29 protein-coding genes and 2 tRNA genes are annotated in these 26,523 nt (G+C 65.8%); 18 read left to right on the top strand and 13 right to left on the bottom strand.

What is annotated here, in order from left to right:
* The first annotated feature begins 91 nt into the window (after window positions 1-91).
* Window positions 92-853, top strand: a complete 762-nt coding sequence (locus ACYQ4T_RS14655; protein ID WP_459855449.1) for a tetratricopeptide repeat protein — start codon at window positions 92-94, stop codon at window positions 851-853.
* Here ACYQ4T_RS14655 and ACYQ4T_RS14650 read toward each other — a convergent pair.
* The gene (locus tag ACYQ4T_RS14650; protein ID WP_459855447.1) at window positions 850-1,539 is read right to left on the bottom strand and encodes a glutathione S-transferase family protein; all 690 of its coding nucleotides are present in this window, start codon (window positions 1,537-1,539) and stop codon (window positions 850-852) included. The genes ACYQ4T_RS14655 and ACYQ4T_RS14650 overlap by 4 nt on opposite strands.
* Window positions 1,540-1,668: 129 nt before the next feature.
* On the opposite strand from ACYQ4T_RS14650, the gene ACYQ4T_RS14645 reads away from it, so the two are divergent.
* Complete coding sequence (locus ACYQ4T_RS14645) at window positions 1,669-1,863, top strand: hypothetical protein (RefSeq protein WP_459855444.1); 195 nt, start codon at window positions 1,669-1,671, stop codon at window positions 1,861-1,863.
* Complete coding sequence (locus tag ACYQ4T_RS14640) at window positions 1,860-2,147, top strand: hypothetical protein (protein WP_459855441.1); 288 nt, start codon at window positions 1,860-1,862, stop codon at window positions 2,145-2,147. The genes ACYQ4T_RS14645 and ACYQ4T_RS14640 overlap by 4 nt, the downstream gene beginning before the upstream one ends.
* A gap of 30 nt (window positions 2,148-2,177) precedes the next feature.
* Here the strand turns inward: ACYQ4T_RS14640 and ACYQ4T_RS14635 are convergent, their stop codons facing one another.
* From ACYQ4T_RS14635 to ACYQ4T_RS14605, 7 genes are all read right to left on the bottom strand, one after another.
* Window positions 2,178-3,212, bottom strand: coding sequence for a pentapeptide repeat-containing protein (locus ACYQ4T_RS14635; protein ID WP_459855438.1), 1,035 nt, complete (start codon window positions 3,210-3,212; stop codon window positions 2,178-2,180).
* 247 nt (window positions 3,213-3,459) lie between these two features.
* Complete coding sequence (locus ACYQ4T_RS14630; protein WP_459855436.1) at window positions 3,460-4,014, bottom strand: histidine phosphatase family protein; 555 nt, start codon at window positions 4,012-4,014, stop codon at window positions 3,460-3,462.
* 2 nt (window positions 4,015-4,016) lie between these two features.
* Window positions 4,017-4,676 carry an HAD family hydrolase gene (locus ACYQ4T_RS14625; protein ID WP_459855433.1) on the bottom strand — a complete coding sequence of 220 codons (660 nt, stop codon included), beginning with the start codon at window positions 4,674-4,676 and terminating at the stop codon, window positions 4,017-4,019.
* Between the two features lie 47 nt (window positions 4,677-4,723).
* Entirely contained in the window at window positions 4,724-5,188 is a 465-nt protein-coding gene (locus tag ACYQ4T_RS14620; protein WP_459855430.1) for an NUDIX domain-containing protein, read from the bottom strand.
* Window positions 5,178-9,704: a glutamate synthase large subunit gene (gene gltB / locus ACYQ4T_RS14615; RefSeq protein ID WP_459855428.1), complete on the bottom strand. Its 4,527-nt coding sequence runs from the start codon at window positions 9,702-9,704 to the stop codon at window positions 5,178-5,180. Before gltB ends, ACYQ4T_RS14620 begins: the two co-directional genes overlap by 11 nt.
* Window positions 9,705-9,727: 23 nt before the next feature.
* Complete coding sequence (locus tag ACYQ4T_RS14610; RefSeq protein WP_459855425.1) at window positions 9,728-10,375, bottom strand: hypothetical protein; 648 nt, start codon at window positions 10,373-10,375, stop codon at window positions 9,728-9,730.
* Window positions 10,372-11,814 (bottom strand): NAD(P)-dependent oxidoreductase, encoded by a 1,443-nt coding sequence (locus ACYQ4T_RS14605; RefSeq protein ID WP_459855422.1) that lies wholly within the window; start codon window positions 11,812-11,814, stop codon window positions 10,372-10,374. Before ACYQ4T_RS14605 ends, ACYQ4T_RS14610 begins: the two co-directional genes overlap by 4 nt.
* A gap of 325 nt (window positions 11,815-12,139) precedes the next feature.
* Here ACYQ4T_RS14605 and ACYQ4T_RS14600 point away from each other — a divergent pair, with 325 nt between their 5' ends.
* Window positions 12,140-12,934, top strand: coding sequence for an undecaprenyl-diphosphate phosphatase (locus ACYQ4T_RS14600; protein WP_459855419.1), 795 nt, complete (start codon window positions 12,140-12,142; stop codon window positions 12,932-12,934).
* 84 nt (window positions 12,935-13,018) lie between these two features.
* Here ACYQ4T_RS14600 and ACYQ4T_RS14595 read toward each other — a convergent pair whose 3' ends face one another.
* Window positions 13,019-13,972, bottom strand: coding sequence for a complex I NDUFA9 subunit family protein (locus tag ACYQ4T_RS14595; protein ID WP_459855416.1), 954 nt, complete (start codon window positions 13,970-13,972; stop codon window positions 13,019-13,021).
* 207 nt (window positions 13,973-14,179) lie between these two features.
* On the opposite strand from ACYQ4T_RS14595, the gene ACYQ4T_RS14590 reads away from it, so the two are divergent.
* The 13 genes from ACYQ4T_RS14590 to ACYQ4T_RS14530 all read left to right on the top strand — a co-directional run bounded on the left by ACYQ4T_RS14590 (window position 14,180) and on the right by ACYQ4T_RS14530 (window position 23,358).
* Window positions 14,180-14,266 (top strand) — tRNA-Leu (locus ACYQ4T_RS14590).
* A 91-nt stretch (window positions 14,267-14,357) separates the two neighbouring features.
* A complete protein-coding gene (locus tag ACYQ4T_RS14585) occupies window positions 14,358-14,981 on the top strand; it encodes a ribonuclease D (protein ID WP_459855413.1) in 624 nt (207 codons plus the stop codon).
* Between the two features lie 223 nt (window positions 14,982-15,204).
* On the top strand, window positions 15,205-16,254 hold the full coding sequence (locus ACYQ4T_RS14580; protein WP_459855412.1) for a KpsF/GutQ family sugar-phosphate isomerase: 1,050 nt from the start codon (window positions 15,205-15,207) through the stop codon (window positions 16,252-16,254).
* A 3-nt stretch (window positions 16,255-16,257) separates the two neighbouring features.
* Window positions 16,258-17,007 (top strand): LPS export ABC transporter periplasmic protein LptC, encoded by a 750-nt coding sequence (gene lptC / locus ACYQ4T_RS14575; protein ID WP_459855410.1) that lies wholly within the window; start codon window positions 16,258-16,260, stop codon window positions 17,005-17,007.
* Entirely contained in the window at window positions 17,004-17,897 is an 894-nt protein-coding gene (locus ACYQ4T_RS14570) for an LptA/OstA family protein (protein ID WP_459855408.1), read from the top strand. The genes lptC and ACYQ4T_RS14570 overlap by 4 nt, the downstream gene beginning before the upstream one ends.
* A gap of 101 nt (window positions 17,898-17,998) precedes the next feature.
* Window positions 17,999-18,793 (top strand): LPS export ABC transporter ATP-binding protein, encoded by a 795-nt coding sequence (gene lptB, locus ACYQ4T_RS14565; RefSeq protein ID WP_459858005.1) that lies wholly within the window; start codon window positions 17,999-18,001, stop codon window positions 18,791-18,793.
* A gap of 12 nt (window positions 18,794-18,805) precedes the next feature.
* Window positions 18,806-20,344: an RNA polymerase factor sigma-54 gene (gene rpoN, locus ACYQ4T_RS14560; RefSeq protein ID WP_459855405.1), complete on the top strand. Its 1,539-nt coding sequence runs from the start codon at window positions 18,806-18,808 to the stop codon at window positions 20,342-20,344.
* Window positions 20,345-20,615: 271 nt separating this feature from the next.
* Window positions 20,616-21,245: a ribosome hibernation-promoting factor, HPF/YfiA family gene (gene hpf / locus ACYQ4T_RS14555; protein ID WP_459855402.1), complete on the top strand. Its 630-nt coding sequence runs from the start codon at window positions 20,616-20,618 to the stop codon at window positions 21,243-21,245.
* A gap of 76 nt (window positions 21,246-21,321) precedes the next feature.
* Window positions 21,322-21,789 carry a PTS IIA-like nitrogen regulatory protein PtsN gene (gene ptsN, locus ACYQ4T_RS14550; protein WP_459855400.1) on the top strand — a complete coding sequence of 156 codons (468 nt, stop codon included), beginning with the start codon at window positions 21,322-21,324 and terminating at the stop codon, window positions 21,787-21,789.
* An 81-nt stretch (window positions 21,790-21,870) separates the two neighbouring features.
* On the top strand, window positions 21,871-22,296 hold the full coding sequence (locus tag ACYQ4T_RS14545; protein WP_459855397.1) for a DUF805 domain-containing protein: 426 nt from the start codon (window positions 21,871-21,873) through the stop codon (window positions 22,294-22,296).
* 100 nt (window positions 22,297-22,396) lie between these two features.
* On the top strand, window positions 22,397-22,606 hold the full coding sequence (locus ACYQ4T_RS14540) for an SHOCT domain-containing protein (RefSeq protein WP_459855394.1): 210 nt from the start codon (window positions 22,397-22,399) through the stop codon (window positions 22,604-22,606).
* 8 nt (window positions 22,607-22,614) lie between these two features.
* The gene (locus ACYQ4T_RS14535; RefSeq protein WP_459855392.1) at window positions 22,615-22,827 is read left to right on the top strand and encodes an SHOCT domain-containing protein; all 213 of its coding nucleotides are present in this window, start codon (window positions 22,615-22,617) and stop codon (window positions 22,825-22,827) included.
* A gap of 96 nt (window positions 22,828-22,923) precedes the next feature.
* Window positions 22,924-23,358, top strand: a complete 435-nt coding sequence (locus ACYQ4T_RS14530) for a DUF805 domain-containing protein (RefSeq protein ID WP_459855390.1) — start codon at window positions 22,924-22,926, stop codon at window positions 23,356-23,358.
* Window positions 23,359-23,388: 30 nt separating this feature from the next.
* Here the strand turns inward: ACYQ4T_RS14530 and ACYQ4T_RS14525 are convergent, their stop codons facing one another.
* Window positions 23,389-23,604, bottom strand: coding sequence for a DUF1150 family protein (locus ACYQ4T_RS14525; protein WP_395021459.1), 216 nt, complete (start codon window positions 23,602-23,604; stop codon window positions 23,389-23,391).
* Window positions 23,605-23,678: 74 nt separating this feature from the next.
* Complete coding sequence (locus ACYQ4T_RS14520) at window positions 23,679-24,170, bottom strand: Hsp20 family protein (RefSeq protein WP_459855388.1); 492 nt, start codon at window positions 24,168-24,170, stop codon at window positions 23,679-23,681.
* 507 nt (window positions 24,171-24,677) lie between these two features.
* Between ACYQ4T_RS14520 and ACYQ4T_RS14515 the strand changes: the two genes are divergently transcribed.
* Window positions 24,678-25,322 carry a PAS domain-containing protein gene (locus ACYQ4T_RS14515; RefSeq protein ID WP_459855386.1) on the top strand — a complete coding sequence of 215 codons (645 nt, stop codon included), beginning with the start codon at window positions 24,678-24,680 and terminating at the stop codon, window positions 25,320-25,322.
* 59 nt (window positions 25,323-25,381) lie between these two features.
* On the opposite strand, the gene ACYQ4T_RS14510 is transcribed toward ACYQ4T_RS14515, so the two are convergent.
* Entirely contained in the window at window positions 25,382-26,164 is a 783-nt protein-coding gene (locus tag ACYQ4T_RS14510) for an IclR family transcriptional regulator (protein ID WP_459855384.1), read from the bottom strand.
* A gap of 187 nt (window positions 26,165-26,351) precedes the next feature.
* A tRNA-Ala gene (locus ACYQ4T_RS14505) sits at window positions 26,352-26,427 on the bottom strand.
* Between the last annotated feature and the right edge of the window lie 96 nt (window positions 26,428-26,523).

Raw genomic sequence — 26,523 nt, 5'->3', positions numbered from 1 at the left:
GGCTTGCATTTTAGGCGGGCGCCCTTGATCTTCACGCCGCTGCTCAATATCCGGCTGGCCCGACCCTGACAAGGACATGTCTCTGAACGCCATGCGCCGTCTTCCGATCGCCTTGCTGCTCGCCCTCCTTGTTGTCCCCGGCCTGGCACGCGCGCAGGGCGACGACCAGGCGGCTCTGGAGAAGAAGTACCAGGCCTGCATGAAGGCCGCGGACAAGACCCCGAAGGCGGCCCTGAAACAGGCCATGGAATGGGAGAAGGCCGGCGGTGGCGATGCCGCGCGGCACTGCGTGGCCAAATCCTATATGGGACTGAAACAGTACGACGACGCGGCGATGGAGCTCGAGCGCATTGCCCAGACCATGTCGCAGGTCAAGGCACCGTTGATGGCGCAACTGTTCTTTCAGGCGGCCGTGGCTTGGAAGGAGTTCGGCAAGCCCGATCTCGCCTTGAACGACATCGCGCAAGGTTTGAAGCTCAACAAGGACAGCGTGGAACTGCTGGTCCTGCGCGCCACGATCTACGGGGACCAGAAGAAGTATTTCGAAGCGCTGGACGATCTCAACGCTGCCTATGATCTCACCTCCGACCGAGGGGGAATCCTCACCCTGCGGGCGCGGGCCTATCGCGGGCTTGGTCAGCTGGACCTTGCCAGGGACAACGTCGAAATGGCCCTGAAAGCCGATCCCAACGACCCGGATGCGCTGCTTGAGCGCGGTACGCAGCGTGCCGAGGCCGGCGACAAGGACGGCGCCCGCGCCGACTGGCTGAAGCTGCTCGAAGTCGCCCCGGATTCCTACGCCGCCGAAAACGCACGCACTGGCCTGGCGGCGATCGACGTGCAGGCGAACTAGAAATCCAGGTCCGCGTAATGCGGCGGGGGCGGCGCGCCGGGGAGATTGTCGGCGAGCAGCGAGCGGAAGCTCGGCCGCGATTTCAGCCGCGCATACCAGTCCTTGGCGCCCTCGTGATCGTCCCAGGGCACGTCGCCCAGATAGTCGATCGCTGAAAGCTGCGCCGCCGCCATCAGGTCGGCGAGGCTGAGTGCCGGGCCGGCCAGCCAGGCGCGCCGCTCGGTCAGCCAGGCGATGTATTGCAGGTGGATCGCGATATTGGCCTTGCCGGCGCGGATGGCGCTGGAATCCGGGCCGCCGCCGGCATTCGGCATGAAGCGCTTGAAGATCTTCTCATGCAGCAGGTTGCGGGTGACCTCACGCTCGAACTTGCCGTCGAACCAGTTGATCAGCCGTCGCACCTCGGCGCGATCCTGCAGGGTCCGGCCGAGCAGCGGCACGCCGGCGCCGGCCGTGTCGGGATAGGCCTCCTCCAAGTATTCGAGGACAGGCGTGAAGCCGCAGATCGCGGTGCCGTTGTCGTCGATCAGCACCGGCACCTCGCCGGCCGGATTGATCCTGAGGAAGTCGTCGCGCCGGTCCCAGGGCCGCTCGACCACGAAATCGGCGTCGAGCTTCTTTTCCGCCAATTGCAGGCGAATAAGGCGGGATTGCGGCTGCAGCGGATGATGAAGGAGGCATCGCATGATTCGCGGCGGAACATAGCAGCGCGAATGCCGCTTCGCCAGTCCGCGCGCCCGCGGATTCGGGAAGGCGACGCAACCGATGTCCATTGCGGCGCTTGTTCCTGAGGTAATGCGATCCAGGAGGCGCGGATGTCCGCCCAGCCGACCCAGAAGAAGCCCGAGATGCCGGGACATTCACCGAAGCGCCCGGAAATGACGGGCAGAGGCAAGCCGGGAACGATGCCGGAGAATCCCGCCAGCATCGATCACGCGCATGAGCCAGCGGGGATCGACCCCGGCACCGACCGCAGCAAGGAAGATGCGAAGAAGAGAGGCGAATCATGAGCACGACCACCAGCAAGATGGGCAACGGCATGGAATCCGCCCGCGAGACCATCCACCACGCCGGCGAGCGGATCGACGAGGCGACCCGGGACGCGCGCAAGGCGGCCTCGGAGAAGCTCAACGAAGGTGCCGCTTACGCCCGGCAGCATGCCGGCGAAGCGCTTGACGCGGCGCAGGGCTTGGCGAGGTCGGCCGGCCGTTATGCCAAGGAAAATCCCGGGCAGGCGATTTTGATCGGCCTCGGCGGCCTGCTGTTGGCGAGCCTGCTGTTCCGCCGGCGCTAACGAGGACCCGTTAAGCCCGGCACCGACGCGTTAGACCCGCAACCCGCGGGTCGCCAGCGGCAGGCCCGGTATTGTCCCGGTGCGCGCGCCGGGCAGGATCAGCCCGCGCTGATGGGTATCGCTGAGATCCGCGCCACGCAGATCGGCCGCCGTCATATTGGCTTCCGACAAATTGGCGCCTTTCAGATCGGTGGCGAGCAGCCATGCGTCCTTGAGGTTGGCGCGCGACAGCAGGCAGCGCACCAGCCGGGCCGCGGCCAGGTTGACCCCGCGAAAGTCGAAACCGGACAGGTCGAAGCCTTCCAGGTCGAGCCGGTGACCGGTGCGACCGAGGCTGTCCACCCATTGCGCATGCTCGTCGAGGCGGCGGCGCACCTCGTTCACTGGAAGCCTCGGTGCCGAGCCGACCGGCAAGGAAGCGGCCAGCACCTGGTCTCGGGTCGACTCATCCACCGCCGCGGCGGCGCTGAAATCCGCGCCCTCCAGCTCGGCGCCGGCCAGACGGATTCCCTGCAGCTGCGCCGAGGCGAAATTGGTGCGCCGGAGATCGGCGCCGGAGAAATCCGCTTCCAGCAGAAAGGCGCCGGCGAAATCGACGCTGATCAGCTTGGCCCCGACGAAGGCCGTCTGCTCCAGCCTGGCGCCCCGAAAGCGGCAGGCCGGCGCGCTGTTCTCGTCGGTGCCGCGGGAGAAATCCTTGCGCAAGTCCGCGGCGCTCAGAGAGGCGCGGGTCATGTCGCTGCCGTGAAACACGGCGCCGCGCAGGTCGGCGCGCTCGAACACGGCGCCGGTCAGGTCGGCCTCGTCGAAGCTGCTGCCGGTCAGAATCGCGTCACGGAAGACGGCGCCACGCAGGCTCGCGCGCTCGAAATTGCAGCGCAGGAAATAGGCGTCGGTGAAATCCATCAGGCTGAGGTCGAGCCGCCGGAGGTCGCAATCGGCCAGCATCATGCGCTGGCTGCGCGGGCGCCCGAGCCGCCAGTTGCGATGCAGCTCCTCGAGCCGGCGCATCGCGCCGACATCCAAGGCCAAGCCTTTCAGAATCTTTTGTCCCTGCGCTTCCAAGCTGGGCTTTCCTCAGGCGCCGAGTCCGATACGCCATCATGGTGCCGCCAGCAGCCCCGCAGCACAAGCCAAGAACGCACACGCGGATGCGCGCCGAGTCGCGAAGCTTTGTTTATGCAAAAGCATTCGAGTCGAGTTTTAGCGACTCGTCTCGCTGAATGATGAAATCGCCATGGCCGGGCGTGACCCGGCCATCTCGTGCCACCGGAGAAAGATGCGCGGGTCAAGCCCGCGCATGACGGGGAAATCAGCCGAGCATTGTGATCCGCCAGGCACCGCCGGAAGCGGCCGGAGGCTCGAAACGCGCGACCACCGCGTTGGGCGCATGGGTGAGTTCAGCGAAGCCGAGCAGCCGCTGCAGAGCCCAGAACACGCCGCCATGTGCCACGATCAGCACCGGGTGTTCGAGGGTGAGCGCCTCGATCATGCCGCCCAGCACCCGCCTCCTGAAATCGCCGAAGCTTTCCGGGCCTTCGACCGCGCCGTCGGCGAACCAGTGCTCCAGCCAGCTGCCGTCGGTGCTGCCCTCGTAGGGACCGACGTCGAACTCGCGCAGGGAATCGTAAGGCGTCATCAGCAGGCCGAGATCGCGGTTGACGATCTCCGCGGTCCGCCGCGCGCGGGAGAGCGAGCTGACCGCGATCGACTTCAGGCCCAATCCGGCGGCGACCGCGCGTGCCAGCTCGGCCTGTTCTTCGCCGCGGGCGTTGAGCGGCACGTCGGTCAGGCCCTGCAGCCTTCGCGTCCTGTTCCAGTCGGTCTCGCCATGGCGCAGGAAGTAGAAGGGATGATGCGGCAGCATCGCTAAAGCAGCGCCTCCAGCCGCTCCCACAATCCGGCATCGGTGAAATCGGTGATCGCCGCGACCGCGCCGGAGCCCAGCAGCGCGTCATCGGGATGCGCGGTGCGGATGCCGTAGGTGGCGATCCCGGCGCCCGCGGCTGCCCGGATGCCGGGCAGCGAATCCTCGAAGGCCAGCGCCCGCTCGGCCGTGGCGCCGAGCCGCTGCAGACCGGTGCGATAGGGCAGGGGATCGGGCTTGGCGCGCTCCAATTCGTCGCCGATGACGAGCTCGGTCATGCGCCGGTCGAGGCCGAGCCCCTGCAACATCATCTCGGCATTGGCCCGCGGTGCGTTGGTCACGACCGCATAGGGCACGCCGTTGGCATCGGCCCAGTCCAACACCTCGATGACCCCCGGCGTCGGCGTCAGGGTCGCCAGCTGGTCGCGGAACAGCTGCTCTTTACGATCGGAGAGGGCGATACGCCGCTCCGGCGTCTCGTCCGGAAACATCTCGCGCATGATCTCGTCATTGGGATGCCCCATGATCCGCGCCTTGTAATGCTCCAGCGTGATCGAGCGGCCGAAGTCCTGGAGCAGGATGCGGAAAGCCTCGAGATGCAGGTGATCGGTGTCGGTAAGCGTGCCGTCGAGATCGAAGAGAAGCGCCGTGCCGTTCGCCATGATGCCCCCAAATGCCGGCCGCTATGTGACGCAGGAACGCGGCAATTTCAAGGCGTGATGCGCTTCAGCGGATCAGGTTCGCGTCGGAGGAAGTCGCGCCGGATGACCTCCAGCGCCGTCTTATGTCCGGCGAAGGTCAGTTGCGCCAAGGCGGTATCGAGGTCCAGCCAGGCATGGCCGCTCTGGGCGTCGTCGAGTGTCACGGCTTCTTCGTGCGCGATCATGAAGACGAAGACCGGCATCAGCTCGATCGTGTTCGCGGCGGGATCGTAGAAGCTGTCGGTGACACCCGTGGTGTAGAGCCGGCCCTCGTTCAGGCCGGTCTCCTCGCCGATCTCGCGCAAGGCGGTTTGCCAGGCTTTCTCGCCCGCCTCGATCCGGCCGGAAACCGGGCACCGGGCGCCGACCGGCGCGGTCTTCCGTTCCAGCAGCAGGACCCGCGTTTCGTCCCCACGGCCCGCGACGACGAAAGCGATGACGCCGCGGGCGCGGAGCGGGAGGTCACTCGGCAAGCTTCTTCGCCGGTTTGTCCGACAGCGGATGCTCGAGCTTGCCGACCATCTCCTTCGGCGCCACCTGCCAGAAGCGTCCGCGCTCCAGCGCCCAGTCCGACAGCAGGCGCTGGGCGAACTTCGATTGCGTCTCCTTGGCATGTTCGGCGATCAGGGATTTCAGATGCGCTTCCCAATGCGCCGATTCCAGGCGCTGCCAGACCACGCTCTCGCCGTTGACATGCGTGGCGAAGTTCTCGGCCGCGTCGTAGACGAAGGCCATGCCGCCCGACATGCCGGCCGCGAAGTTGTCGCCGACGCCGCCGAGGATCACCGCGGTGCCGCCGGTCATGTATTCGCAGCCGTTGGAGCCGCAGCCCTCGACCACCACCTCGGCGCCGGAATTGCGCACGGCGAAACGCTCGCCGGCCTGGCCCGCGGCGAACAGCTTGCCCGCCGTGGCGCCGTAAAGCACCGTGTTGCCGATAATGGTGTTCAGGTTGGTGACCAGCGGGCTCGACGGCAACGGCCGCACCACGATCATGCCGCCGCTCAAGCCCTTGCCGACATAGTCGTTGGCGTCGCCGAAGACTTCGAGCTTCAGTCCCTGCACCGCGAAGGCGCCGAGCGACTGGCCGGCCGAGCCGCGCAGGCGCACCGTGACATGGCCGGGCTTCAGCCCGAACATCCCGAACTTCTTGGTGATATGCGAGGAGAGCCGCGTGCCGATCGCCCGATAGGTGTTCCGGATATTGTACTGCAGCTGCATCTTCTCGCCGGCCTCGAACAAGGCGGTCGCATCCTTGATCATCTGCGCGTCGAGCGTGTCCGGCACCTCGTTGCGGCCTTCCAGCGTGCAATAGCGCGCCTGGTCGCCGGCATCCGCCTGGGCCAGGATCGGGTTCAGGTCGAGATCGTCGAGATCGGCGGCGCCGCGGCTGACCTGCTCCAGCAGCTCAGTGCGGCCGATCACCTCGTTCAAGGTGCGATAACCCAAATAGGCCAGTATCTCGCGCACTTCCTCGGCGATGAAGCTGAAGAGGTTCACCACCTTCTCCGGCGTGCCGGAGAACTTCTCGCGCAGCTTCGGGTCTTGCGTGCAGACGCCGACCGGGCAGGTGTTGCTGTGGCACTGCCGCACCATGATGCAGCCCATGGCGATCAGCGAGGCGGTGCCGATGCCGAACTCCTCGGCGCCGAGGATCGCGGCGATGACGACGTCACGGCCGGTCTTGATGCCGCCGTCGGTGCGGAGCTTCACCCGGTGCCGCAGGCGGTTGAGCGTGAGAACCTGATGGACTTCGGAAAGGCCCATCTCCCAGGGCACGCCGGCATACTTGATCGAGGTATGCGGCGAGGCGCCCGTGCCGCCGACATGGCCGGAGACCAGGATCACGTCGGCCTTGGCCTTGGCGACGCCCGCCGCGATGGTGCCGATGCCCGAGCGCGCGACCAGCTTAACGCAGACCTTGGCCTTGGGATTGATCTGCTTCAGGTCATAGATCAGCTGCGCCAGGTCCTCAATCGAATAGATGTCGTGATGTGGCGGCGGCGAGATCAGCGAGACACCCGGCGTCGCATGCCGGAGCTGTGCGATCTCGACGGTCACCTTGAAGCCGGGGAGCTGGCCGCCTTCTCCGGGCTTCGCCCCTTGCGCGACCTTGATCTCGATCTCGCGGCAGTTGGTGAGGTATTCCGCGGTGACGCCGAAGCGACCCGAGGCGATCTGCTTGATCGCCGAGTTCGCGTTGTCGCCGTTGGGCCGCGGCTTGAAGCGCGAGGAGAACTCGCCGCCCTCGCCGGAATCCGACTTGGCGCCGATCCGGTTCATGGCGATGTTGAGCGTGCCATGGGCCTCAGGTCCCAGTGCACCCAGCGACATGCCCGGCGTCACGAAGCGCTTGCGCAATTCGGTGATGCTCTCGACCTCGTCGATCTGCACCTGGTTGCCGGTCGGCACGAAATCCAGCAGGTCGCGGATCGCGACCGGCGGCGCCTTGAACACGCCTTCCGAATACTTCTTGAAGGTCTGGTAGGATTCGGAGGCGACCGCGCTCTGCAGCATGTGGATGAGCTCGGCGGCCCAGGCATGGGTCTCGCCGGACTTTCGGAACTTGTAGAAGCCGCCGACCGGCAAAGCCACGAAGTCCTCCGACCAGGCGCGAGCATGCAAGGCCAGCACCCGGCGCTGGATGCCGGTCATGCCGATGCCCGAGATGCGCGAGGCCATCGACGGGAAGTATTCGGCGACCAAGGTGCGCGACAGGCCGAGCGCCTCGAAATTGGCGCCGCCGCGATAGGAGGAGATGACCGCGATGCCCATCTTGGACATGACCTTCAAGAGGCCCTGGTCAACCGCCTTGCGGTAATGGTCGAGGCACTGGTCGAGCGTCATCTCGCCGAACAACCCGCGGGCGCGCCGGTCCTCGATCGCGGCCTCCGCGACATAGGCGTTGACCGTGGTCGCGCCGACGCCGATCAGCACCGCGAAATGATGCACGTCGAGACATTCGCCCGACCGCACGTTGAGCGAGGTGAAGGTGCGGAGCTGCTGGCGCAGCAGATGCACATGAACGGCCCCGGTGACCAGGATGGTCGGGATCGCCGCGCGCGTGGCCGAGACCTTCTCGTCGGTCAGGATCAGATGGGTGGCGCCGCCGCGCACCGCGTCCTCGGCCTGGCGGCGGATCGACTGGATCGCGTCGCGCAGCGCGTTGTCGCCGCCGTTCACGTCGAAGGTGCAGTCGATCTCGGCGCCGCTCTTGCCCATATAGGCGCCCATCGCCTGGAACTCGGCGGTGGTGAGGACGGGGGAGTCGAGCTGCAGCAGTTTGCACTGCCCCTCGTCCTGGTCCATCACGTTGCCGAGATTGCCGAGCCGGGTCTTCAGGCTCATCACCCGCTTCTCGCGGAGCGAATCGATCGGCGGGTTGGTGACCTGGCTGAAATTCTGCCGGAAGAAATGCTGCAAGCCGCGGTAATGCTCGGAGAGCACGGCCAGCGGCGTGTCGTCGCCCATGGAGACGACGGCTTCCTTGGCCTCCTCGACCATCGGCTGGAGCACCAGCTCCAGGTCCTCCAGCGAGAGGCCCGCGGCCACCTGGCGGCGGCGCAGGTAGTCCTTCTCGAAGATCGCCGGCTCGCCGCGACGCCGCTTGATGAGGTCGTCGATCACGGTGATGTTCTTCACCCAGGCGCCGTAATCCTCGCCGGAAGCGAGATCGGCCATGATCTCGTCGTTGCCGTAGAACTTGCCTTGCGAGAGATCGAGCGCCAGCATCTGGCCGGGCCCCAAGCGGCCCTTCACCCGGATCGTGCTCTCGTTGAGCTTGACCATGCCGGCTTCGGAGCCGGCGACCAGCAAGCCGTCCTCGGTGATCGCATAGCGCAGCGGCCGGAGGCCGTTGCGGTCCATGGCGGCGATCACCCAGTTGCCGGCGAAGCCGCAGATCGCGGCCGGCCCGTCCCAGGGCTCCATCACCGAGTTGCAATAGCTGAACATGTCGCGGATCGGCTGCGGCATCGCGGTGCGGCCGTCCCAGACGTCGGGGATGAGCAGGCATTTCACCATCGGCAGCGAGCGCTCCGAGGTGGTCAGGATCTCGAACACGTTGTCGAGCGCCGCCGAATCCGAGCCCGACGGCTGGATGACCGGCTTCAGCTCCGCCATATGCTCGCCATAGACCGCGGAATAGAGCCGGGTCTCATGGGCGCGCATCCAATTGACGTTGCCGCGCAAAGTGTTGATCTCGCCGTTATGGGCGATGACGCGGAACGGCTGGGCGAGGCTCCAGGTCGGGAAGGTGTTGGTCGAATAGCGCTGGTGATAGATCGCGAAATTCGATTCGAAACGCTCGTCGGTGAGGTCCGGATAGAAGCTGTCGAGCTGCTCGGCGAGGAACATGCCCTTGTAGATGACCGAGCGGCAGGAGAGCGAGCAGATGTAGAGCTCGGTGATATGCTCGTCGAGCGACGCCTTCTCGATATGGCGGCGGATGATGTAGAGGTCGGTCTCGAACTGCTCCTCGCTGACGCCGCGGTTGTTGGCGATCATGATCTGCTCGATCTCGGGACGGCTCGCGTTCGCCTTCTCGCCGATCACGCCGATATTCACCGGCACCTGGCGCCAGCCATAGATCGTGTAACCGTAGTTCAGGATCTCGCGCTCGACGATGACCCGGCAGCGCTCCTGCTTGCCGAGATCGGTGCGTGGCAGGAAGATCTGGCCGACCGCGAACTTCGCCGGGCCGATCTCCTGGCCGCCCTTGCGGATGAAATCCTCGAAGAAGGCATGCGGGATCTGCACATGGATGCCGGCGCCGTCGCCGGTCTTGCCGTCCGCATCCACGGCGCCGCGATGCCAGACCGCTTTCAAGGCCTCGACGCCCTTCAGCACCACTTCGCGCCGCGGCTTGCCGTCCAGCGTGGCAATCAGGCCGACGCCGCAGGCATCATGCTCGTCGGCCGGGTCATAGAGGCCGTGCGCCTGGAGGTGGGCAAGGTTCTGGCGATAGAGCTCGGTTTCGGATGCGCTCATGACACGGGTCCTGGGAGTTGAGGCTATCGACTGCAGCCGAGCTTGACGGCGCCTTCGGGGATCATGGCGCCGCCATCCTGGCTCAGGGTCTTCTTGAAACTCGCGACCGCTTCCGGGATGCCGCTGTTGCCGGGCAGCACCAGCCCCAGCTTGTCGCGTTCCCGCTCGGTCTTGATCAGGAAATAGGCGTAGTCGATGAAGGCGATGGCCACGCCTTCGTTGGTGTTCTTGCCCTTGGAGAGCCCCTGCAACTCGCTGTTCGAGGAGCTCGAGTTGTAGAAGATCTCCGAAACCAGGCAGAGATACTGCTCCTTATGCGCCCGGGCATAGGGCAGCAGCGCCTCGTTGAGATAGCGCAGCACGCTCTCCTTGCGCTCCGGATTGGAGGTCAGGGTCGCCACGGCGATCGCGGCGACGATGTTGTAGGGATCGTCCTCGCCGCCCACCGCCTTCTCGAAACGCGCGCGGTCATAGCTCGCCGGCAGCTTGTCGAGCCCGGCCTCGCGCCAATAGCGTTGCGCCAAGGCCCGCGCGGCATTGGCGCGCTCGCGGTCGATGTCGGCGGCCTCGGCCCTGCAGGCGAGCAGTACGACCGCGACGGCGAGGCCGCAGGCCATCGCCGGTCCGAACACGGGTCGGAACCAGGCGAGGATCGCACGGCGCCGCATCATTCTGCAGCCGCATGCTGCAACGCCTTCGAAAGGTAGTTGTCGATGCTCATGGCGGCGTCCCTCCCGTCGCGGATTCCCCAGACTACCAGGGAAGCGCCACGCACAATATCCCCGGCTGCGAACACGCCGGGGATTGCCGTCATCAGGCTGCGCCAGTCGATCTTGATCGTGCCGGCCGCCGTCACCGCCAAGGCCGGCGAGTCGAACAGCTTCGGCAGGTCCTCGGCATCGAATCCCAGGGCCTTCACCACCAGGTCCGCTTCGACGTCAAAGTCGGAGCCCTCGATCGGCGTCGGCACCTGGCGGCCGGTGGCATCGGGCGGCCCGAGATGGATGCGGGTGGTCCTGACCGCGCGCACCTTGCCCTGCGCGTCGTCCAGGAAGGAATGCGGCAGCGACTGCCAGAGGAACTCGACGCCTTCTTCCTCGGCATTGGCGACCTCGCGCTGCGAGCCCGGCATGTTGGCGCGGTCGCGGCGGTAGAGGCACTTCACCGACTTCGCGCCTTGGCGCACCGCGGTGCGGACGCAATCCATCGCCGTGTCGCCGCCGCCGATGACGACCACGCTCTTGCCCTCGGCATTGAGCGCACCGGAGTCGAACGCCGGCACGGAATCGCCGAGACCCTTGCGGTTGCTGGCGATCAGGTAATCGAGCGCGGGGACGATGTTCTTCGCGCCAGAGCCCGGCGCCTGCAGCTCGCGCGCCTTGTAGACGCCGGTCGCGATCAGCAGCGCATCGTGCCGCTTGCGCAATTCGTCGAGGCTCGCATCGCGGCCGATCTCGAAGTTGGTCTTGAAGGTAACGCCAGATTCCTGGAGCAGCTCAGCGCGGCGCAGCACGATCGGCTTCTCGAGCTTGAAATTCGGGATGCCGTAGATCAGCAGGCCGCCGATCCGGTCGTGCCGTTCATAGACCGTCACCTGGTAGCCCTTGCGGCGCAGGAGATCGGCGGCGGCGAGGCCCGCCGGCCCGGCGCCGATGATGCCGACCGATTCCTTGCGTTCCCGCGCCGGCTTCGCCGGCTTGACCCAGCCCATGTCGAAGGCGGTGTCGGTGATGTATTTCTCGATCGCGCCGATCGTCACCGTGCCGTGGCCGGACTGTTCGATCACGCAATTGCCTTCGCAGAGCCGGTCCTGCGGGCAGATCCGGCCGCAGATCTCCGGAAAGGTGTTGGTGGCGGAGGACATCTCATGGGCCTCTTCCAGCCGCCCTTCCGCCGTGAGTTTCAGCCAGTCCGGGATGTTGTTGGAGAGCGGGCAGTGCACTTGGCAGAAGGGCACGCCGCATTGAGAGCAGCGGCTGGCCTGGGCCGCCGCGGCCGGGGCGGCGAACTCGGCATAGATCTCGCCGAAATCGCTGCGCCGGGCGGAGGAATCCCGCTTCTCCGGCATCGCCCTCTGCAAATTGACGAATTTCAGCAGCTTCTCGGCCATGTGCGGTCCCGTTCCATCCCGGCCGATGGGCTCATAAGAGCAAGCCAATCCCGCGCACAGGGCAGGCTGCCGCGCGGTCGGGAACAATTAACCGAAATTCCCGGCCCCATCGAGTGGAAAATGATCAATAGGACAAAAATTATGACCTATTCTTACGAACGATTGTCCCTGTTGGAGTGACGGGATGCGAAGCAGCGGCGGTCAGCAGCATAATTAGTACCAAAATGGGACTAATTTGGATGCGTGAATACGCCGATTCGCGATGTTATAAGTCCGGACCCCTACAGATTGAGACGCGTCAGTGCCGAATGCCGACATCTTGATCATGGCGATCCTCCGAAGTGTGTCGGAGGTCCTGCCCATCGATCCGGAAGCCCATGTCGTACTGCTCGCACGCCTGTTCTGCTGGACGGCCGTCGACCACATGACGGCCGCCGCAGGCTTCATCGGCCTGCTGCTGGCTCTGCTGGTCTATCTCTGGCGGGATGTCCTGCAGATGGCCCGCAGCCTGCTCCGGATCCTGCGAGGCAAGCGCGACCCCGGCGGCGCCTTGCTCCTCTACCTGCTGGTCGCCTCGCTGCCGGCCTTCGTTATCACCTTCGGCCTGCGCGGCTTCCTCGACGTGACGATCCGGGAGCCGATCTACATCGCCGTGCTGCTGGTCGCCTTCGGCGTGGTGCTCTATGTCGCGGACCAGGCCGGGCTCACGGTGCGGCGCCTGCACCAGATGAACCTGGTGCAGGCGCTGATCATCGGCGTGTTCCAGGGCCTGGCCGTGCTGCCGGGCGTCAGCCGCATCGGCATCGTGATCACGGTCGCACGCTCGCTCGGTTACGAGCGCCCCGATGCGGCGCGTTTCGCGCTGCTGCTCTCGATTCCCTGGATGCTGGCTTCGGCGCTCTACAGCTTCTGGCTCGGCATCGCCGCGCGGCAGATGGTGGATGACGAACGCGCGCTCATTACCGCCACGATCAGCGGCATCGTCGGCTTCCTGGCGATCGCCTTCCTGATGTACTGGGTGCGCCGCGGCAGCTTCACGCCCTTCGCGCTCTACCGGGTGGCCCTCGGCGGCGCGCTGATTTACGCGCTCTACCGCATGCCGGAATTGGTCTGCTCCTAGAACTCATGCGTCATTGCCGGGCTTGACCCGGCAATCTCGGGCCGAATGGCGCCAGATGCCCGGATCAAGTCCGGGCATGACGACTCATTGTACGCGGCTGTAGAAGCCCTGCGGGCGATAGCGATCGAGATAGGTCGGCAGGATCGGCTCGAGCGCGGTCGGCGTGATGCCGAGCTCCTTGAAGCCCGCGGCCTGCGGTCCCACGACATTGTCGCGTTTCAACAGCTTCACCTGGTCGGCGGTCAAGGGCGGCTTGATGAAGGGGATCGACTGAAAGAACGCACCCTTCAGCGCGGCAATCGCGAAAGGAATGGAGCAGAGGCAGCGCTTGCGCCCGATCTCGCTGAGCATCAGCGTCATCAATTCGCGGAAGCTGTAGATCCTGGGGCCGCCGAGCTCATAGGTCTTGCCGGCATGGGCTTCCGGGTGCTCGACCGCCCGGGCGATGGCTTCCGCGACGTCCAGCACATAGACTGGCTGGAACCGCGTGGTGCCCCCGCCGATCAGCGGCAGGCCGGGCAAGAGCAGCGCCATCTTGGCGAAGCGGTTGAAGAAGTCGTCCTCCGGCCCGAACACGATGCTGGGCCGCAGGATGGTCGCGCCGGGGAAGGCCTTGGCGACGCCGGCTTCGCCGGCGGCCTTGGAACGCGCATAGGCGGCGGGGGATTGGCTGTCGGCGCCGATCGCCGAGACCTGCACCAGCGCCCGTACCCCGGCGGCCGCGGCCGCGGCGGCGACGTTCGCCGCGCCCTCGGCGTGCACGGCCTCGAAGCGCTGTGGCCCGGCCGGGAACAGGATGCCGACCAGGTTGACCACGGCGGCAGCGCCGGAAATCGCGGCGCGCACCGAGGCCGGGTCGCGCAGATTGGCAGCGACCGGCACGACCTGGCCGACATGGCCGGCGGTCTTGCAGAACAAGGCCTCGTCCGGTCGCCGCACCGCGACGCGCACCAGCCAGCCTTCTCGGGCCAGGCGCCGCACCACATAGCGGCCAATGAAGCCGGAGCCGCCGAACACCGTTACCAGTTCGCCGCGCATCTTCGCCCCCATCCCTTTACCGAATAAGGGCTAGATATGTGCCAAGGATGCCGGTTTGTAAACGCCTGCAGGGCAAGGCTTCCACGCGGTCGCAGGGACGAAAAAATCCCCGCTTCGGTGCCTGCTTTAATGATTGACTTCAGAACGTTTCTGGACAGAATGCGCCGGCCAAAACGCCCGGGCGCTCCGGGCGACCGAACGGCCTGTGCCCAGGTGGCGGAATTGGTAGACGCGCTGGCTTCAGGTGCCAGTGGCCGCAAGGTCGTGGAGGTTCGAGTCCTCTCCTGGGCACCATCGCTCCGATGATCTATACCGGACCGATCCCGCGCCGAATCGGGGAAACTTTCGGCCACCGCCGGACGGGCGGAACCTTCGGGGTAACGCAATGAGCATCCATCTCTACAAAGGCGATCTGCCCGAGGGGCTCGATCTCGGCCGCTCGGTCGCGGTCGACACCGAGACCATGGGCCTCAATCCGGTCCGGGACCGGCTGTGTCTGGTGCAGATGTCGTCGGGCGACGGCGTCAGCCACCTGGTGCAGATCCCGAAGACCGAGCCAGGCAAATTCCACCACGCGCCGCGGCTGAAAGCGATGCTGGAAGACCCGAATGTACTGAAGATCTTCCATTTCGCCCGCTTCGACGTCGCGGCCTTGAAGGCCTATCTGGGCGTGCGCGTCGCGCCGGTCTATTGCACCAAGATCGCGTCGAAGATGACGCGAAGCTATACCGACCGGCACGGGTTGAAGGACCTGTGCAAGGAGCTGCTCGACGTCGAACTGTCCAAGCAGCAGCAATCCTCGGATTGGGGCAGCCCCGACCTCAATGAGGACCAGCTGCGCTACGCCGCCTCGGACGTGCTGCACCTCCATAAGCTGAAGGCGAAGCTGGACCCGTTGCTGGCGCGCGAAGGCCGGACCGCGCTCGCCGCCGCCTGCTTCGAGTTCCTGCCGACTCGGGGCGAGCTCGACCTGCTCGGCTGGGAAGAGCCGGACATCTTCGCGCACTGAGGTTGCGGCGGCCCGCCGGGCTGGTCGCGATGAAGCGTAATTAACCCTGTATGGCCCACAGGTTGGGCGGCCTGTCATGCTCCGGAGAGGTTCCGGGTATAGGCCGGGGCGGAGCTGGGAAATCCCTTCTGTTTTCGAGGGATATCTGAGAAAATTGGCCCCCGGGACGCGCCCATCGGGCGAGGGCGGAGACCCTTGGGGGCGAGGGCTAGGAATCGATTGGATGAACAAAGTGCCGAACGCCGCCGCTAGCGCTGAAGCATCGAGAGCGCCGGAGGCGCCGCTGTCGACCGGCGGACCGGCGTCGCTCGGCGGAGCCGGGCGCGACGACCTCGCCGCGGCAAAGCGCGTGCTGCTCCAAGAGGCGGACGCGTTGCGCCGCCTCGCCGACAGTCTGGATGGGGAACTCCTCAAGGCGCTCGATATCCTCGCCGCGGTCACCGGCCGCGTCATCGTCACCGGGATGGGCAAGTCCGGGCATATCGCGCGCAAGATCGCGGCGACCCTGTCCTCGACCGGCACGCCCTCGCAATTCGTCCATCCCGCCGAGGCGAGCCACGGTGATCTCGGCATGGTGACCTCGAAGGACGCGGTGCTGGCCTTGAGCAATTCCGGCGAGACCGCCGAGCTCTCCGACATGCTGGGCTTCGCCCGGCGCTGGAATATCCCTGTGATCGGCATCACGATGAAGGCGGAAAGTGCGCTCGGCAACGCCGCCGACGTGACCCTCGCCTTGCCCAAGACCGCGGAAGCGGGTGCAATGGGTCTCGCACCCACCACCTCGACGACCATGATGCTGGCCCTCGGCGATGCATTGGCGATCGGCCTCTTCGAGCGGAAGGGTTTCTCCGTCGAGGATTTCCACGCCCTGCACCCGGGCGGCAAGCTCGGCCAGATCCTGATCCGGGTCGGCAATCTGATGCATGTCGGCGACGAGGTGCCGCTGATCGGCGCCGACGACGTGATGTCGCATGCCCTCCTGATCATGACCGCAAAGACCTTCGGCTGCGTCGGCGTCATCGACGAGGCCGGCGATCTGGTGGGGATCGTGACCGACGGCGACTTGCGCCGCCACATGGGCCCGGATCTCTTGAGCGAGCGGGTCGGCGACGTGATGACCAAGGGTCCGCTCACCATCCGCGCCAACGCGCTGGCCGCAGAGGCGGTGCGGGTGATGAACGAGCGCTCGATCACCAGCCTGTTCGTCTGCGATGGGATGAAGCCCGCCGGCATCGTCCGGCTGCACGATTGCCTGAAAGCGGGAGTGGCCTGAGGGATGGCGGATCGCACCGACATCCCCGAACTGTCCGCGCCCCGCCGCGTCTTCAAGCGCAAGCGCAACAAGGGCCTGATCAACGCACTGAAGATCGGCCTGCCGCTGATCGCGGTCGCCTGCGTCGCCTACATCGCCTACTGGTCGCGCCAGGTGCCGGTCGTGCATCCGATCGAGGTGGTGGGCGAGAAGACCAACACGCCTTCGCAAAGCGCCTCCGATGTGAAGGTGCAGAAGGTTCAGTATAACGGCGTCGATGCCAGCAACCGGCCCTATTCGATCACCGCTGAATCCGCCTCGCAGCCGCAGAAGATCGAGCCGCCGGCCGCGACGGGCGATGCCGACGGCGAAGGTGAATCCGCCCCGGCGGCCCCGCCGGCCCCGGTCGTGGCGGCGGACGAGCCCGACAACGTCATCAATCTGCAGAAGCTGATGGCCGACATGACCATGAGCGACGGCGCCTGGGTGGCGCTGACGGCGGATAACGGCGTCTTTCACCGCGACCAGGGCACGGTGGACTTGAGCGGCAACGTAACCCTGTTCCACGACACCGGTCTCTCCTTCGAGACCGACGCGGCCACCGTCGATCTGAAGAACGACTGGGCCAGCGGCAACCAGCCGGTCGAGGGCCAGAACGCCGACGGCCAGCTGGCGGCGCAGGGCTTCGAGATCAGGGACGACGGCAAGACCATCCTCTTCACCGGCCGCTCCTACCTGAAGCTCTTCCCGAAGAAATCCGGAGGCGGATCATGAATCCGCTCCGCCTTCTCGCGCTGGCAGTGCTACTCGCCTTCGCCGCGCCGCTCGGCGTCCTCGCGCAGGACCAATCCTCCGGCAGTGCCTTCGATTTCGGCGGCTCGCAGCCGATCGAGATCAGTGCCGACAACGGCATCGAGTGGAACCGCGAGGCCCAGACCTACACCGCGAGCGGCAACGCGGTCGCGGTCCAGGGCACGTCGGAGCTCCATGCCGACAGGCTGATCGCGACCTATAGCAGCGGCGGCAACCAGATCGACCATGTCACCGCCGAGGGCGCGGTCAGGATCATGAGCCCGTCGCAGACGGCCTACGGCGATCGCGCCGAATACGATCAGGCGAAGCGGCTGCTGGTGATGACCGGCTCCGGCTTGAAGATCGTGAGCGCCGAGCAGACGGTGACGGCGCGGGATGCGCTGGAATACTGGCAGGACCAGGATGCGCTGGTCGCCAAGGGCGACGTTGTCATCCTGAAGAGCGACCGCACCAAGATCGACGGCGACCAGGTGACCAGTTATTTCCGCAAGAATGCCGAGGGTAAGCGCGAGGCTTTCCAGGTCAAGGCCGAGGGCAACGTCAAGATCGACACCGGCAAGGAGGTCGCGACCTGCCAGCGCGCGGTCTACGATCCGGCGACCAAGATCGCCGTTTTGACCGGCAACGTGGTCTTGACCCAGAACAAGAACGTGTTCCGCGGCGCCCGCGCCGAGATCGACATGGCGAAGGGGATCAGCCGCCTGCTGCCGGCCGAAGGCCAGCGCGTGCGCACCACGATCCAGCCGAAGCAGAATTCCAATCAGGGTTCGGAAGTCCCGGCGCCGTCCACCAATGCCGCGCCGGGCGGCAGCGACACGCTGGCCCTCGACAGCACGGCGACGGTGCAATGAATCGCGCCCACGCCCCGGGGCCCGCGGCCGACGAGAGCGTCGCGGTCGAAGCCGCGCCGGCCGGCGGCGGCGTGGGCCTCAACGGCAATGCGCCCGAACCGATGCCTTTCACCAAGGCGGCCGACGGCCATCCGCTCATCCACGTGAACGGCGTCACCGTCGACCCGCGCGGCGTCGAGGGTCTGGTCGCCTATCACATCGGCAAGCAATACAAGGGGCGGCCGGTCGTGCGCGACGTCTCGATCGGCGTGCAGCGCGGCGAGGTCGTGGGCCTGCTGGGTCCGAACGGCGCCGGCAAGACCACCTGCTTTTATGTCATCACCGGCTTGATCAAGGCCGATGCCGGCGCCATCTATCTCGACGGCGAGGAGGTCACCGACCTCCCGATGTATCAGCGCGCCCGCGGCGGCATCGGCTACCTGCCGCAGGAAGCCTCGGTCTTCCGCGGCATGTCGGTCGAAGACAATATCATGACCGTGCTCGAAGTGACCGAGCGCGACCGGTCGAAGCGCAAGCCGCTGGTCGATCGCCTGCTGGCCGAGTTTTCGATCGAGCATCTGCGGCGCACGCCGGCGATGGCGCTGTCCGGCGGCGAGCGCCGTCGCGTGGAAATTGCGCGCTGCGTTGCCATGCGGCCGAACTACGTTCTGCTGGATGAGCCGCTGGCCGGCATCGATCCGATCGCGGTCGGCGACGTGCGCGACATCGTCACGCACCTCAAGGACCGCGGCATCGGCGTGCTCATCACCGACCACAACGTGCGCGACACGCTGGAAATCGTCGATCGCGCTTACATTCTCCACGAGGGCCATGTCCTTCGCGAGGGCACGCCCAGGGAGATCGTCCGCGACCCGCAGGTGCGGCGTGTTTACCTTGGAGAAAGATTCTCCCTGTAGTACCGTGGCCTCATGGCCGTTACGCAGAGGATAGATCTCCGGCAGGCACAAACCCTGGTGATGACGCCGCAGCTCCAGCAGGCCATCAAGCTGCTGGAATTGTCGAACCAGGATCTCGTCGCTTATGTCGAAACCGAGCTCGAGCAGAATCCCTTGCTCGATCGGGGCGACGACGACCGTAGTGGAGAAAATTCTGCCGAGCGAGCGGAAGATTTTTCCGACAACGCGGAATCTTCTGCCGAGACCTCCGACCGCATGCTCGACACCGCCGAGTACAACGCGCGGGAGTCGATGCCCGACGAGAAGAATTCGCCGCTCGATACCGATTACGAGAACACCTATTCGAGCGCGCCGCAGGAAAGCATGGCCGGCGGCGATCTCTATGACGGCGCCTGGCGCGGCACCGGCGGCCGCAGCGATTTCGGCGACGGCGAATACGGCATCGAGCAGACCGCGCAGCGCCCCGAGACTCTGCGCGAGCATCTGGAGGCGCAGCTCCACCTCGACGTCACCGATCCGACCGAGCGCATCATCGGGCTGCAGATCATCGACATGCTCGACCCCGCCGGCTACATCAGCGGCGATCTCGCGCACCTTGCCGAGCGTCTGGGCTGTCCCCCGGCGCTGGTCGATTCGACGCTGGCCAAGCTGCAGCAGTTCGAGCCCTGCGGCGTCTTCGCCCGCGATCTCGCCGAATGCCTCGGTCTGCAGCTCAAGGAGCGCGACCGACTGGATCCGGCGATGCAATGCATGCTCGCCCATCTCGACCTGCTGGCGAAGCACGATCGCAACCAGCTGATGAAGCTGTGCGGCGTGGACGCGGAAGATCTCGCCGACATGGTGACCGAGATCCGCGCCCTGAACCCGAAGCCCGGCCTCGCCTTCGAGACCGCGGAGGTCGAGACCGTCATCCCCGACATCCTGGTCAATCGCCGGTCCGACGGCTCCTGGTCGGTGGAGCTCAACGCCGACACCCTGCCGCGCCTCCTGGTCAACCAGCAGTACCACACGCTGGTCTCGTCCAAGGCCTCGAGCAAGGCGGAGAAGGAATACATCAGCGATCGCCTGGCCGCCGCGAACTGGCTGGTGAAGACCCTGCATCAGCGCGCGACCACGATCATGAAGGTCGCCTCCGAGATCATCCGCCAGCAGGAGATGTTCCTGCTGCACGGCGTGCAGCACCTGAAGCCGCTCATTCGCCGCGACATCGCCGAGGCGATCGGCATGCATGAGAGCACGGTCAGCCGGGTGACGACGAACAAGTACATGGCGACTCCGCGCGGCCTGTTCGAGCTTCGCTACTTCTTCAGCGCCGCGATTCAGGGCGCCAACGGGGCGGACAGCCACTCCGCCGAGGCGGTCCGGTCCCGGATCAAGGAACTGATCGATTCGGAGCCGGCGAACGATATCCTCTCCGACGACAAGCTGGTCTCCATCCTGCAGGGCCAGGGCGTGGATATCGCCCGGCGGACGGTCGCTAAGTATCGAGAATCGTTGAAAATACCTTCGTCGGTCCAGCGCCGGCGCGAGAAAGCCTTGCGTTCGGCCTGATCATCGCCACATGTTTTCCAGGGGCATCCTCCCGAGGATACCCCGAAGAGACTGGGGCGGTATTGACTTCGCCGGGAACGGTTCCTATGGTCCCGGCCGTTTTGCGGGGGCGCGTTCGAGCCTTGACTGCAATGTGCCCAGCGACAATGGAGAGGCGGCACGCGGAAACGGTGCTGCCGCGGACTTGTCCGGCGCTCACCCTGGAGGCGCCCGTGGTCCCCATAGAGAAGTTCCCCACATCGAACCATCATTGGCAAGCGGACGAGAAGCGATGAACCTGACCGTCAACGGCAAAGGCATCGACGTTGGTGAAGCGTTGCGCACCTACGTCGCCGAAGCTCTGAACCGGATGTTCGAGAAATTCTTCTCGAACCCGATCGAAGCCACCGTGACCTTCTCCAAGCAGGGCTACCGGTTTCATTGCGCGATCTCGGTTCACGTCGGCCGCGGCATTCTCATGCAGGCGGAAGACGACGGCGGCGACGCCTATGCCGCCTTCGACATCGCGGCCGAGACCATCTCCAAGCGCCTGCGCCGGCACAAGCGCCGCCTGCGCGATCATCATCGCGCCGAGACCGATTCCTACGCCGCCAAGCAGTTCGTGCTGGCGCCGGACATGGGCGACGAGGCGACGCAGGACAGCGGTGGCGCCGACCAGGCCAACGGCCATGCGGCGCTGATCGTCGCCGAGCTCGAAGCGGACATTCCCACTCTCACCGTCGGCGAGGCGGTCATGCGCCTCGACCTCGCCGAGACACAGGCGATGCTGTTCCATAATCGCGCGCATGGGGGGCTGAACATGGTTTACCGCCGCAACGACGGCAATATCGGTTGGGTTGATCCGGCGTCGAAGCCGGAGGTCGCGGAGCCCCGCAGGGTCGGATCGCCGGCGCGAAGCTAGATCGCGACGAACCTCCCGCCACGCCGATCCGACACAGTCATGGGATCGGCGCCAGCCGAATGGAGCACGAGGGATCATGGAGATCGAGGATCTACTGTCGTCACCGGCGCAGGTCATGCCGCGCCTCAAGGTCTCGAGCAAGAAGCAGGCGCTGCAGGACTTGGCGCGCCGCGCCGCCGAGATCACCGGCGTGCATGAGCGCCAGATCTTCGACGTGCTGCTGGAGCGCGAGCGCCTCGGCACCACCGGTGTCGGCAACGGCATCGCCATTCCGCATGGCAAGCTCGCCGACGTGAAGCAGATGTTCGGCCTGTTCGCCCGGCTCGACCATGCAGTCGACTTCGAGGCAATCGACGAGCAGCCGGTCGACCTGATCTTCCTGCTGCTGGCCCCGGAAGGCGCCGGCGCCGACCACCTGAAGGCCCTGGCCCGCGTGTCCCGCCTGCTCCGCGACCGCGGCATCTGCGAGAAGCTCCGCGGCGCCGACCAGGCGGAAGCGATCTACGCGCTCCTCACCGACCGCGCCCACAGTCACGCCGCCTGACCGCACGGGTCTTCGCAACTTCACTGTATCGCCTCTGCAATCTTTGATAGATTGCGGCCCGGGGAAACCTCGGGGGTGTCGATGCTGTTCGCGTTGTTCTCATGGGGCGGCCGCATGGGGCGGCTGGCCTATTTCGGCTATTCGATGCTGCTGGTCGCCGTACTGGTGGTGCTCGGCCTGGTCCTGCTGCTGCCGCTGCGCAATGCGACCGACGCGCGGGGCGTCACCATCGCGATTATCGTCATCCTGGTCGCGATGGGCATCTGGGGCGGCTTCTGCCTCGCCGCGAAGCGGCTGCATGACGTCAATCTCTCCGCTTGGCACTACGCCTGGATGATCGTGGTGCCCGCGATCTGCAACGGGCTTGGCGCGGCACTGACCAAGAGTGGGATGCAGGTTCCAGGTCTCACCGCGACTATCCTCGGCGGCGTGATCTCGCTCGGCGTCAGCCTGTTCCTGCTGCTCTGGCCGGGAACCGATGGGCCCAACGATTACGGCGAACGCTGAGCCGCGCGAGCCCGCTTCGAACCTTGGACCATGGTCCATCTGGGCCGGGCCGGCGGCCGGCGTAGATTCCCCCTGTCGCACTACAGGGCGGGAGCAGGCGATGCTGAGCCGGACTTCGATCATCGCAATTGCGTTGAGCAGCCTGCTGATGCTGCCGGGCTGCGGCGGTGGCGGCGCCGATTCGACCGTGAACAACACCACGGTCAGCAAGGGCCAGGCGCTGATCGACTTGAAGAAGGCCTATGACGCGGGCGCGATCAGCGAGCGCGAATACGAAAAGCAGCGCCAGAAGATCCTCGACGAGGACTGAGGCGGACGATGAGGAGATCCCATACCTCGATCGCGATAGCTGCAACGGCGCTGCTCGCGACCGCCCTGCTGCTCGCCTCCTGCGGCTCCAGCACCACCGTGCACAACCGCATGGTGCCCCCCGAGCAATCGGCCGCGGATCTCAAGCGCGCGCTGGATGCCGGCATCATCAGCCGGGACGAATACGAAGAAGAGATGGAGAAGCTGCAAGACGCCCATTGAGGGGTGTAGTTGCCACTCTACCTTCGCGCGCGTTTTTGCTAAGCTCCGCCATCCCCGCATTCGCGCGGGACAGGGGAAGCGCGGTATTAGAGAATCATGCTGGAAGGCTATTTCGCTCTCAGCGGCCGGATCCGCCGCTGGCGGTTCTTTCTCTACACGCTGGTTCTTTGGATCATCATCATTCCGGTCGTCTCCCTGCTCGCGATCCCGGCCGTCAGCAACGCGCGACACCCAAGCGGGGCGGCGGTGATCGCGGTCGTAGTGATCGGGGCGTTCTGGACGTGGGCCGTCTTCGCGCTGGTCGTGAAGCGGCTGCACGACCTCGACCTGCCCGGCTGGCATTATCTTTGGATGTTTCTCTTGCCCATGCTGCTCTTCGGCGGCATTTCGATCCATTGGAGCGGCAGCTCGAGCGGGCAGTGGAGCATCGGCTATTCGCAGTCCATGGGAGTCGTGCCGCTGATTGCGACGCTCTATCTGATCCTGGCACGGGGCAGCGACGGACCGAACAAATACGGCTATCCGCCCTGATGCCGATAGCCGTATCCGGGAATGCGGCGCTTAGTGCAGCGTGACCGGGGCGAGGCCGTTCTCGACGGCGGCGGCGATCGCCGCGTTGCGGTCGGGCAGCAGGGCGAGCTGCTGGCCGTTGGCGGCGAAGATGCCGACGGCGGTGCTGCCATCGACCTCGACGTCCTTCAGATAGGCGACGTCCTTCACGCCCAACGAAAGCAGGTCTTCGGTCGTGATCTTGCGGATCTGTTCAAGCGATACCATGGCTGTTTCTCCTGGGATGCCCCAAGGGGGGCGTCCCCTCACTCCTGTCGTTCTTCCGATTGCGTTTGCCGCGTTCAGCTCTTGGCGCTGCCGGTCACCGCGATCTCCGCGGGGCCAGCCGCCGGTTTTCCGTTGGGCCGGTCACTCGTCCGCTGCGCTGCCTTCTTGATCGGCACGCTGCGGACCTGGGGTTCCACCTTGGGTCGCGCGAGGTCGATCGAAAGCAGACCGTTATCAAGGCTGGCACCGGTCACTTCGATCCCTTCGGCCAGCACGAAGCTGCGCTGGAACTGCCGCGCCGCGATGCCGCGATGCAGGTAGATCCGGTCGGAATCATCCTTCTGGCGGCCGCGCACCACGAGCTGGTTGTCCTCGATCTGGATCTCGAGGTCCTCGATTGCGAAACCGGCGACGGCCAGCGTGATCCGCAAGGCCTCGTCGCTCACCTGCTCGATGTTGTAAGGCGGATAGCCCTCGGCGCCGGTCTTCGAGATCCGGTCGAGGGTGCGTTCGAAATGATCGAAGCCCAAGAGCAATGGGCTGTTGAAGAGCGATAGTCTCGACATTACTGCCCCTCCATGCGAGCGAGCTTCTAGAGCAACCCGCAATGCCCGCTTCCGGCCCATCGCGGCGGCCCCGCCCGGAAGTCCGGGCCCGGCGCCATGAACAGTAAATGGTCCGAGAAATTAACTTTTCAAGCGGCTCCCTGTTCCCCGGGCGTGTGACCCGGGGCACGCTCGCAATCCCAGAAGTCATTCACACTCTTTCCACAAGCCTATCCACAGCAGAAAATCGTCCTTTTGTTGAAAAAAAGCCTGCTGTCGCTTGAGCTTGGCGCCCCGGCGGCGGTTCCCGCCGCGAATGGGCACAGAAGATCATTTTTAGGTTGTGGCGGGATACAATATGCGAGGCAGCTTCCCGGCCTCTTTGGCGGCATCTTTGCGGGGAAGCGCAGCCGTCAGCCAGGGTAGACATTGCCATCGCCGCGTGTAAGGTTGCGCCCCGCTAAGTCCAGACGCGGCCCCCGAGGGTAAAGCCCAAGGGCGAAAAACGGGGCCCAACAAGGAAGCGCGATGGGGGCGACATCGGCAGGCGCGGCAAAAGTTGAAGCCGGCAAGCCCGAGGCGGCGAAGCCGGGACAGGCCGGCGCGATCCGTCTGGACGGGTATTTCGCCGCCGGCCGCCGGCGCGGCGCGGCGCCCCAGCTGGACGCGATGCAACTGCGGCTCGACGATCCGGATCTCGATGCCGATCTCAAATTCGCCCTCGACTACTGGTTTGGCAAATGCGCCGGGCGTCTGGCGCCGACCCGCGCCGACATCGATCCGGTCGAGATTGCGCCGCTGTTGCCACGGGTGATGCTGGTCGATGTCAGCACCGATCCGATCGACTTCCGCTTCCGCCTCGCCGGCACCGGCCTGTTCAAGATCCACGGCGCCGAACTCACCAACAAGCGTGCGCTGGATCTCGAGCCGCCGGCCTACGGCGCGCTCATTCATCGCCTCTATTGCGATGCGCTTACCTGCCGCGCGCCGATGGCGCACCGGCTGCTGATCGAGTGCGAGACCCGGCGCAGCGCCTATCTGCGGGTCATCCTGCCGCTCTCGGAGGACGGCGCGACGATCAACCGCCTGCTGACGGTCGAAAGCTACGCCGACGCGGCGCAGGACCTGCGCGATTGCTTCGCGGAAGCGCGCCTCAGCGCCGGCGGCGCTTAGCTTCTAAAGGGACTTGCTGCTCGTCACCCGGGGGCTTGACCCGCGGGTCTCCCGACGCGTCAGTCCAGCGTGCGGCCGATATCCAGTGCGGCGCCGCGCAGGCGCGGCAGGTGCTGCAGCGCCTGGGTGAGGTCGAGCCGCGCCTTCGCCGCGTGGCAGGCCACGGCGCCGATCAGCCGCCCCTTGGGATCGGTGACCGGCACGGCGATCGCGACAAGGCCGAGGATGAATTCCTCGTCGTCGGTGCCGTAGCCGCGGCTCGCAGTCTCGGCGAGCTCGGTCTCCAGCCGGCTGCGCGAGGTGATGGTCTTCTCGGTCAGCGCGGAGAGATTGAGGGTGTCCAGCAGGCGGCGCCGGCGCTCCGGCTCCATCATCGCCAGGAACAGCTTGCCGCTCGCGGTGCAGTGGATCGGCACCCGCGACCCGGTCTCGAGATGGATGCGCAACGGCCAGCGCGATTCCACGCGCTCGACATAGACGACCTCGTTGCCGGCCAGCGCGGTGAAGTTGCAGGTCTCGCGGATCTCATCGACCAGCTTCTCGAGGATCGCGCGCCATTGCACGCTGGCCGAGCCGCGCCGGATCGCGTTGAAGGCGAGCCGCTCGGTCGCGGGTCCCACCCGATAGCGATAGCGCCCGGGCTCGCGGGTCAGATATTTCGATTCTTCCAGCCGCACGCAGAGCCGATGCACGGTCGGCTTCGGCAGCTTCAACTGCGTGCCGATCTCGGCCAGGGTCATCGGCTGCGGTGAGGCCGCGACCAGCTGGATCAAGTCCAGCACGCGAAACACGACCGAGCGCCGGCCTTTGCCGCCGCGCTCCTCGGCCAGGGGTTCGGCCAACGGATCGTTGGGTTCCATCTCTCGTGACATGGAAGCGTTGTAGCACCGAATTCCTAAAATTCGCTGAATATGCGGTGGGAACCTCCACAACATCGTGTGTGGCCGTGTGGATCCCGCAGCCTGAGCCGGAGTCATTGAGCCAAAGAAAAAACCCCCGCCGCAGTTGCCTGCTAGCGGGGGTTTCGTCTGGTGGACCCAAGCGGGATCGAACCGCTGACCTCCACAATGCCATTGTGGCGCTCTCCCAGCTGAGCTATGGGCCCGAACTCGATGCCCGCGGACGGTCTGGGACCCGGGGGCGTAAAAGCGGCTGGAAGCTAGAAGCGACCCGCCGGCATTTCAAGCGAAATCCGCCGGCG

The sequence above is a fragment of the Dongia sp. agr-C8 genome (assembly GCF_054658695.1).
Note: the sequence above shows the minus strand (reverse complement) of the source record. Positions and strands in the feature narration are given on the sequence as shown.

Excerpts from the sequence above, each read along its gene's own strand:
- ACYQ4T_RS14580 (WP_459855412.1), top strand. The coding sequence starts at position 15,205 with ATGAACAAAGTGCCGAACGCCGCCGCTAGCGCTGAAGCATCGAGAGCG.
- ACYQ4T_RS14535 (WP_459855392.1), top strand. The coding sequence starts at position 22,615 with ATGAGGAGATCCCATACCTCGATCGCGATAGCTGCAACGGCGCTGCTC.
- lptB (WP_459858005.1), top strand. The coding sequence starts at position 17,999 with ATGCCTTTCACCAAGGCGGCCGACGGCCATCCGCTCATCCACGTGAAC.
- ACYQ4T_RS14600 (WP_459855419.1), top strand. The coding sequence starts at position 12,140 with ATGGCGATCCTCCGAAGTGTGTCGGAGGTCCTGCCCATCGATCCGGAA.
- ACYQ4T_RS14640 (WP_459855441.1), top strand. The coding sequence starts at position 1,860 with ATGAGCACGACCACCAGCAAGATGGGCAACGGCATGGAATCCGCCCGC.
- ACYQ4T_RS14520 (WP_459855388.1), bottom strand. The coding sequence starts at position 24,170 with ATGTCGAGACTATCGCTCTTCAACAGCCCATTGCTCTTGGGCTTCGAT.
- gltB (WP_459855428.1), bottom strand. The coding sequence starts at position 9,704 with ATGAGCGCATCCGAAACCGAGCTCTATCGCCAGAACCTTGCCCACCTC.
- ptsN (WP_459855400.1), top strand. The coding sequence starts at position 21,322 with ATGGAGATCGAGGATCTACTGTCGTCACCGGCGCAGGTCATGCCGCGC.
- ACYQ4T_RS14585 (WP_459855413.1), top strand. The coding sequence starts at position 14,358 with ATGAGCATCCATCTCTACAAAGGCGATCTGCCCGAGGGGCTCGATCTC.
- lptC (WP_459855410.1), top strand. The coding sequence starts at position 16,258 with ATGGCGGATCGCACCGACATCCCCGAACTGTCCGCGCCCCGCCGCGTC.
- ACYQ4T_RS14570 (WP_459855408.1), top strand. The coding sequence starts at position 17,004 with ATGAATCCGCTCCGCCTTCTCGCGCTGGCAGTGCTACTCGCCTTCGCC.
- ACYQ4T_RS14525 (WP_395021459.1), bottom strand. The coding sequence starts at position 23,604 with ATGGTATCGCTTGAACAGATCCGCAAGATCACGACCGAAGACCTGCTT.
- ACYQ4T_RS14625 (WP_459855433.1), bottom strand. The coding sequence starts at position 4,676 with ATGGCGAACGGCACGGCGCTTCTCTTCGATCTCGACGGCACGCTTACC.
- ACYQ4T_RS14545 (WP_459855397.1), top strand. The coding sequence starts at position 21,871 with ATGCTGTTCGCGTTGTTCTCATGGGGCGGCCGCATGGGGCGGCTGGCC.
- ACYQ4T_RS14530 (WP_459855390.1), top strand. The coding sequence starts at position 22,924 with ATGCTGGAAGGCTATTTCGCTCTCAGCGGCCGGATCCGCCGCTGGCGG.
- ACYQ4T_RS14540 (WP_459855394.1), top strand. The coding sequence starts at position 22,397 with ATGCTGAGCCGGACTTCGATCATCGCAATTGCGTTGAGCAGCCTGCTG.
- ACYQ4T_RS14610 (WP_459855425.1), bottom strand. The coding sequence starts at position 10,375 with ATGATGCGGCGCCGTGCGATCCTCGCCTGGTTCCGACCCGTGTTCGGA.
- ACYQ4T_RS14655 (WP_459855449.1), top strand. The coding sequence starts at position 92 with ATGCGCCGTCTTCCGATCGCCTTGCTGCTCGCCCTCCTTGTTGTCCCC.
- hpf (WP_459855402.1), top strand. The coding sequence starts at position 20,616 with ATGAACCTGACCGTCAACGGCAAAGGCATCGACGTTGGTGAAGCGTTG.
- ACYQ4T_RS14515 (WP_459855386.1), top strand. The coding sequence starts at position 24,678 with ATGGGGGCGACATCGGCAGGCGCGGCAAAAGTTGAAGCCGGCAAGCCC.
- ACYQ4T_RS14595 (WP_459855416.1), bottom strand. The coding sequence starts at position 13,972 with ATGCGCGGCGAACTGGTAACGGTGTTCGGCGGCTCCGGCTTCATTGGC.
- rpoN (WP_459855405.1), top strand. The coding sequence starts at position 18,806 with ATGGCCGTTACGCAGAGGATAGATCTCCGGCAGGCACAAACCCTGGTG.
- ACYQ4T_RS14650 (WP_459855447.1), bottom strand. The coding sequence starts at position 1,539 with ATGCGATGCCTCCTTCATCATCCGCTGCAGCCGCAATCCCGCCTTATT.
- ACYQ4T_RS14645 (WP_459855444.1), top strand. The coding sequence starts at position 1,669 with ATGTCCGCCCAGCCGACCCAGAAGAAGCCCGAGATGCCGGGACATTCA.
- ACYQ4T_RS14605 (WP_459855422.1), bottom strand. The coding sequence starts at position 11,814 with ATGGCCGAGAAGCTGCTGAAATTCGTCAATTTGCAGAGGGCGATGCCG.
- ACYQ4T_RS14630 (WP_459855436.1), bottom strand. The coding sequence starts at position 4,014 with ATGCTGCCGCATCATCCCTTCTACTTCCTGCGCCATGGCGAGACCGAC.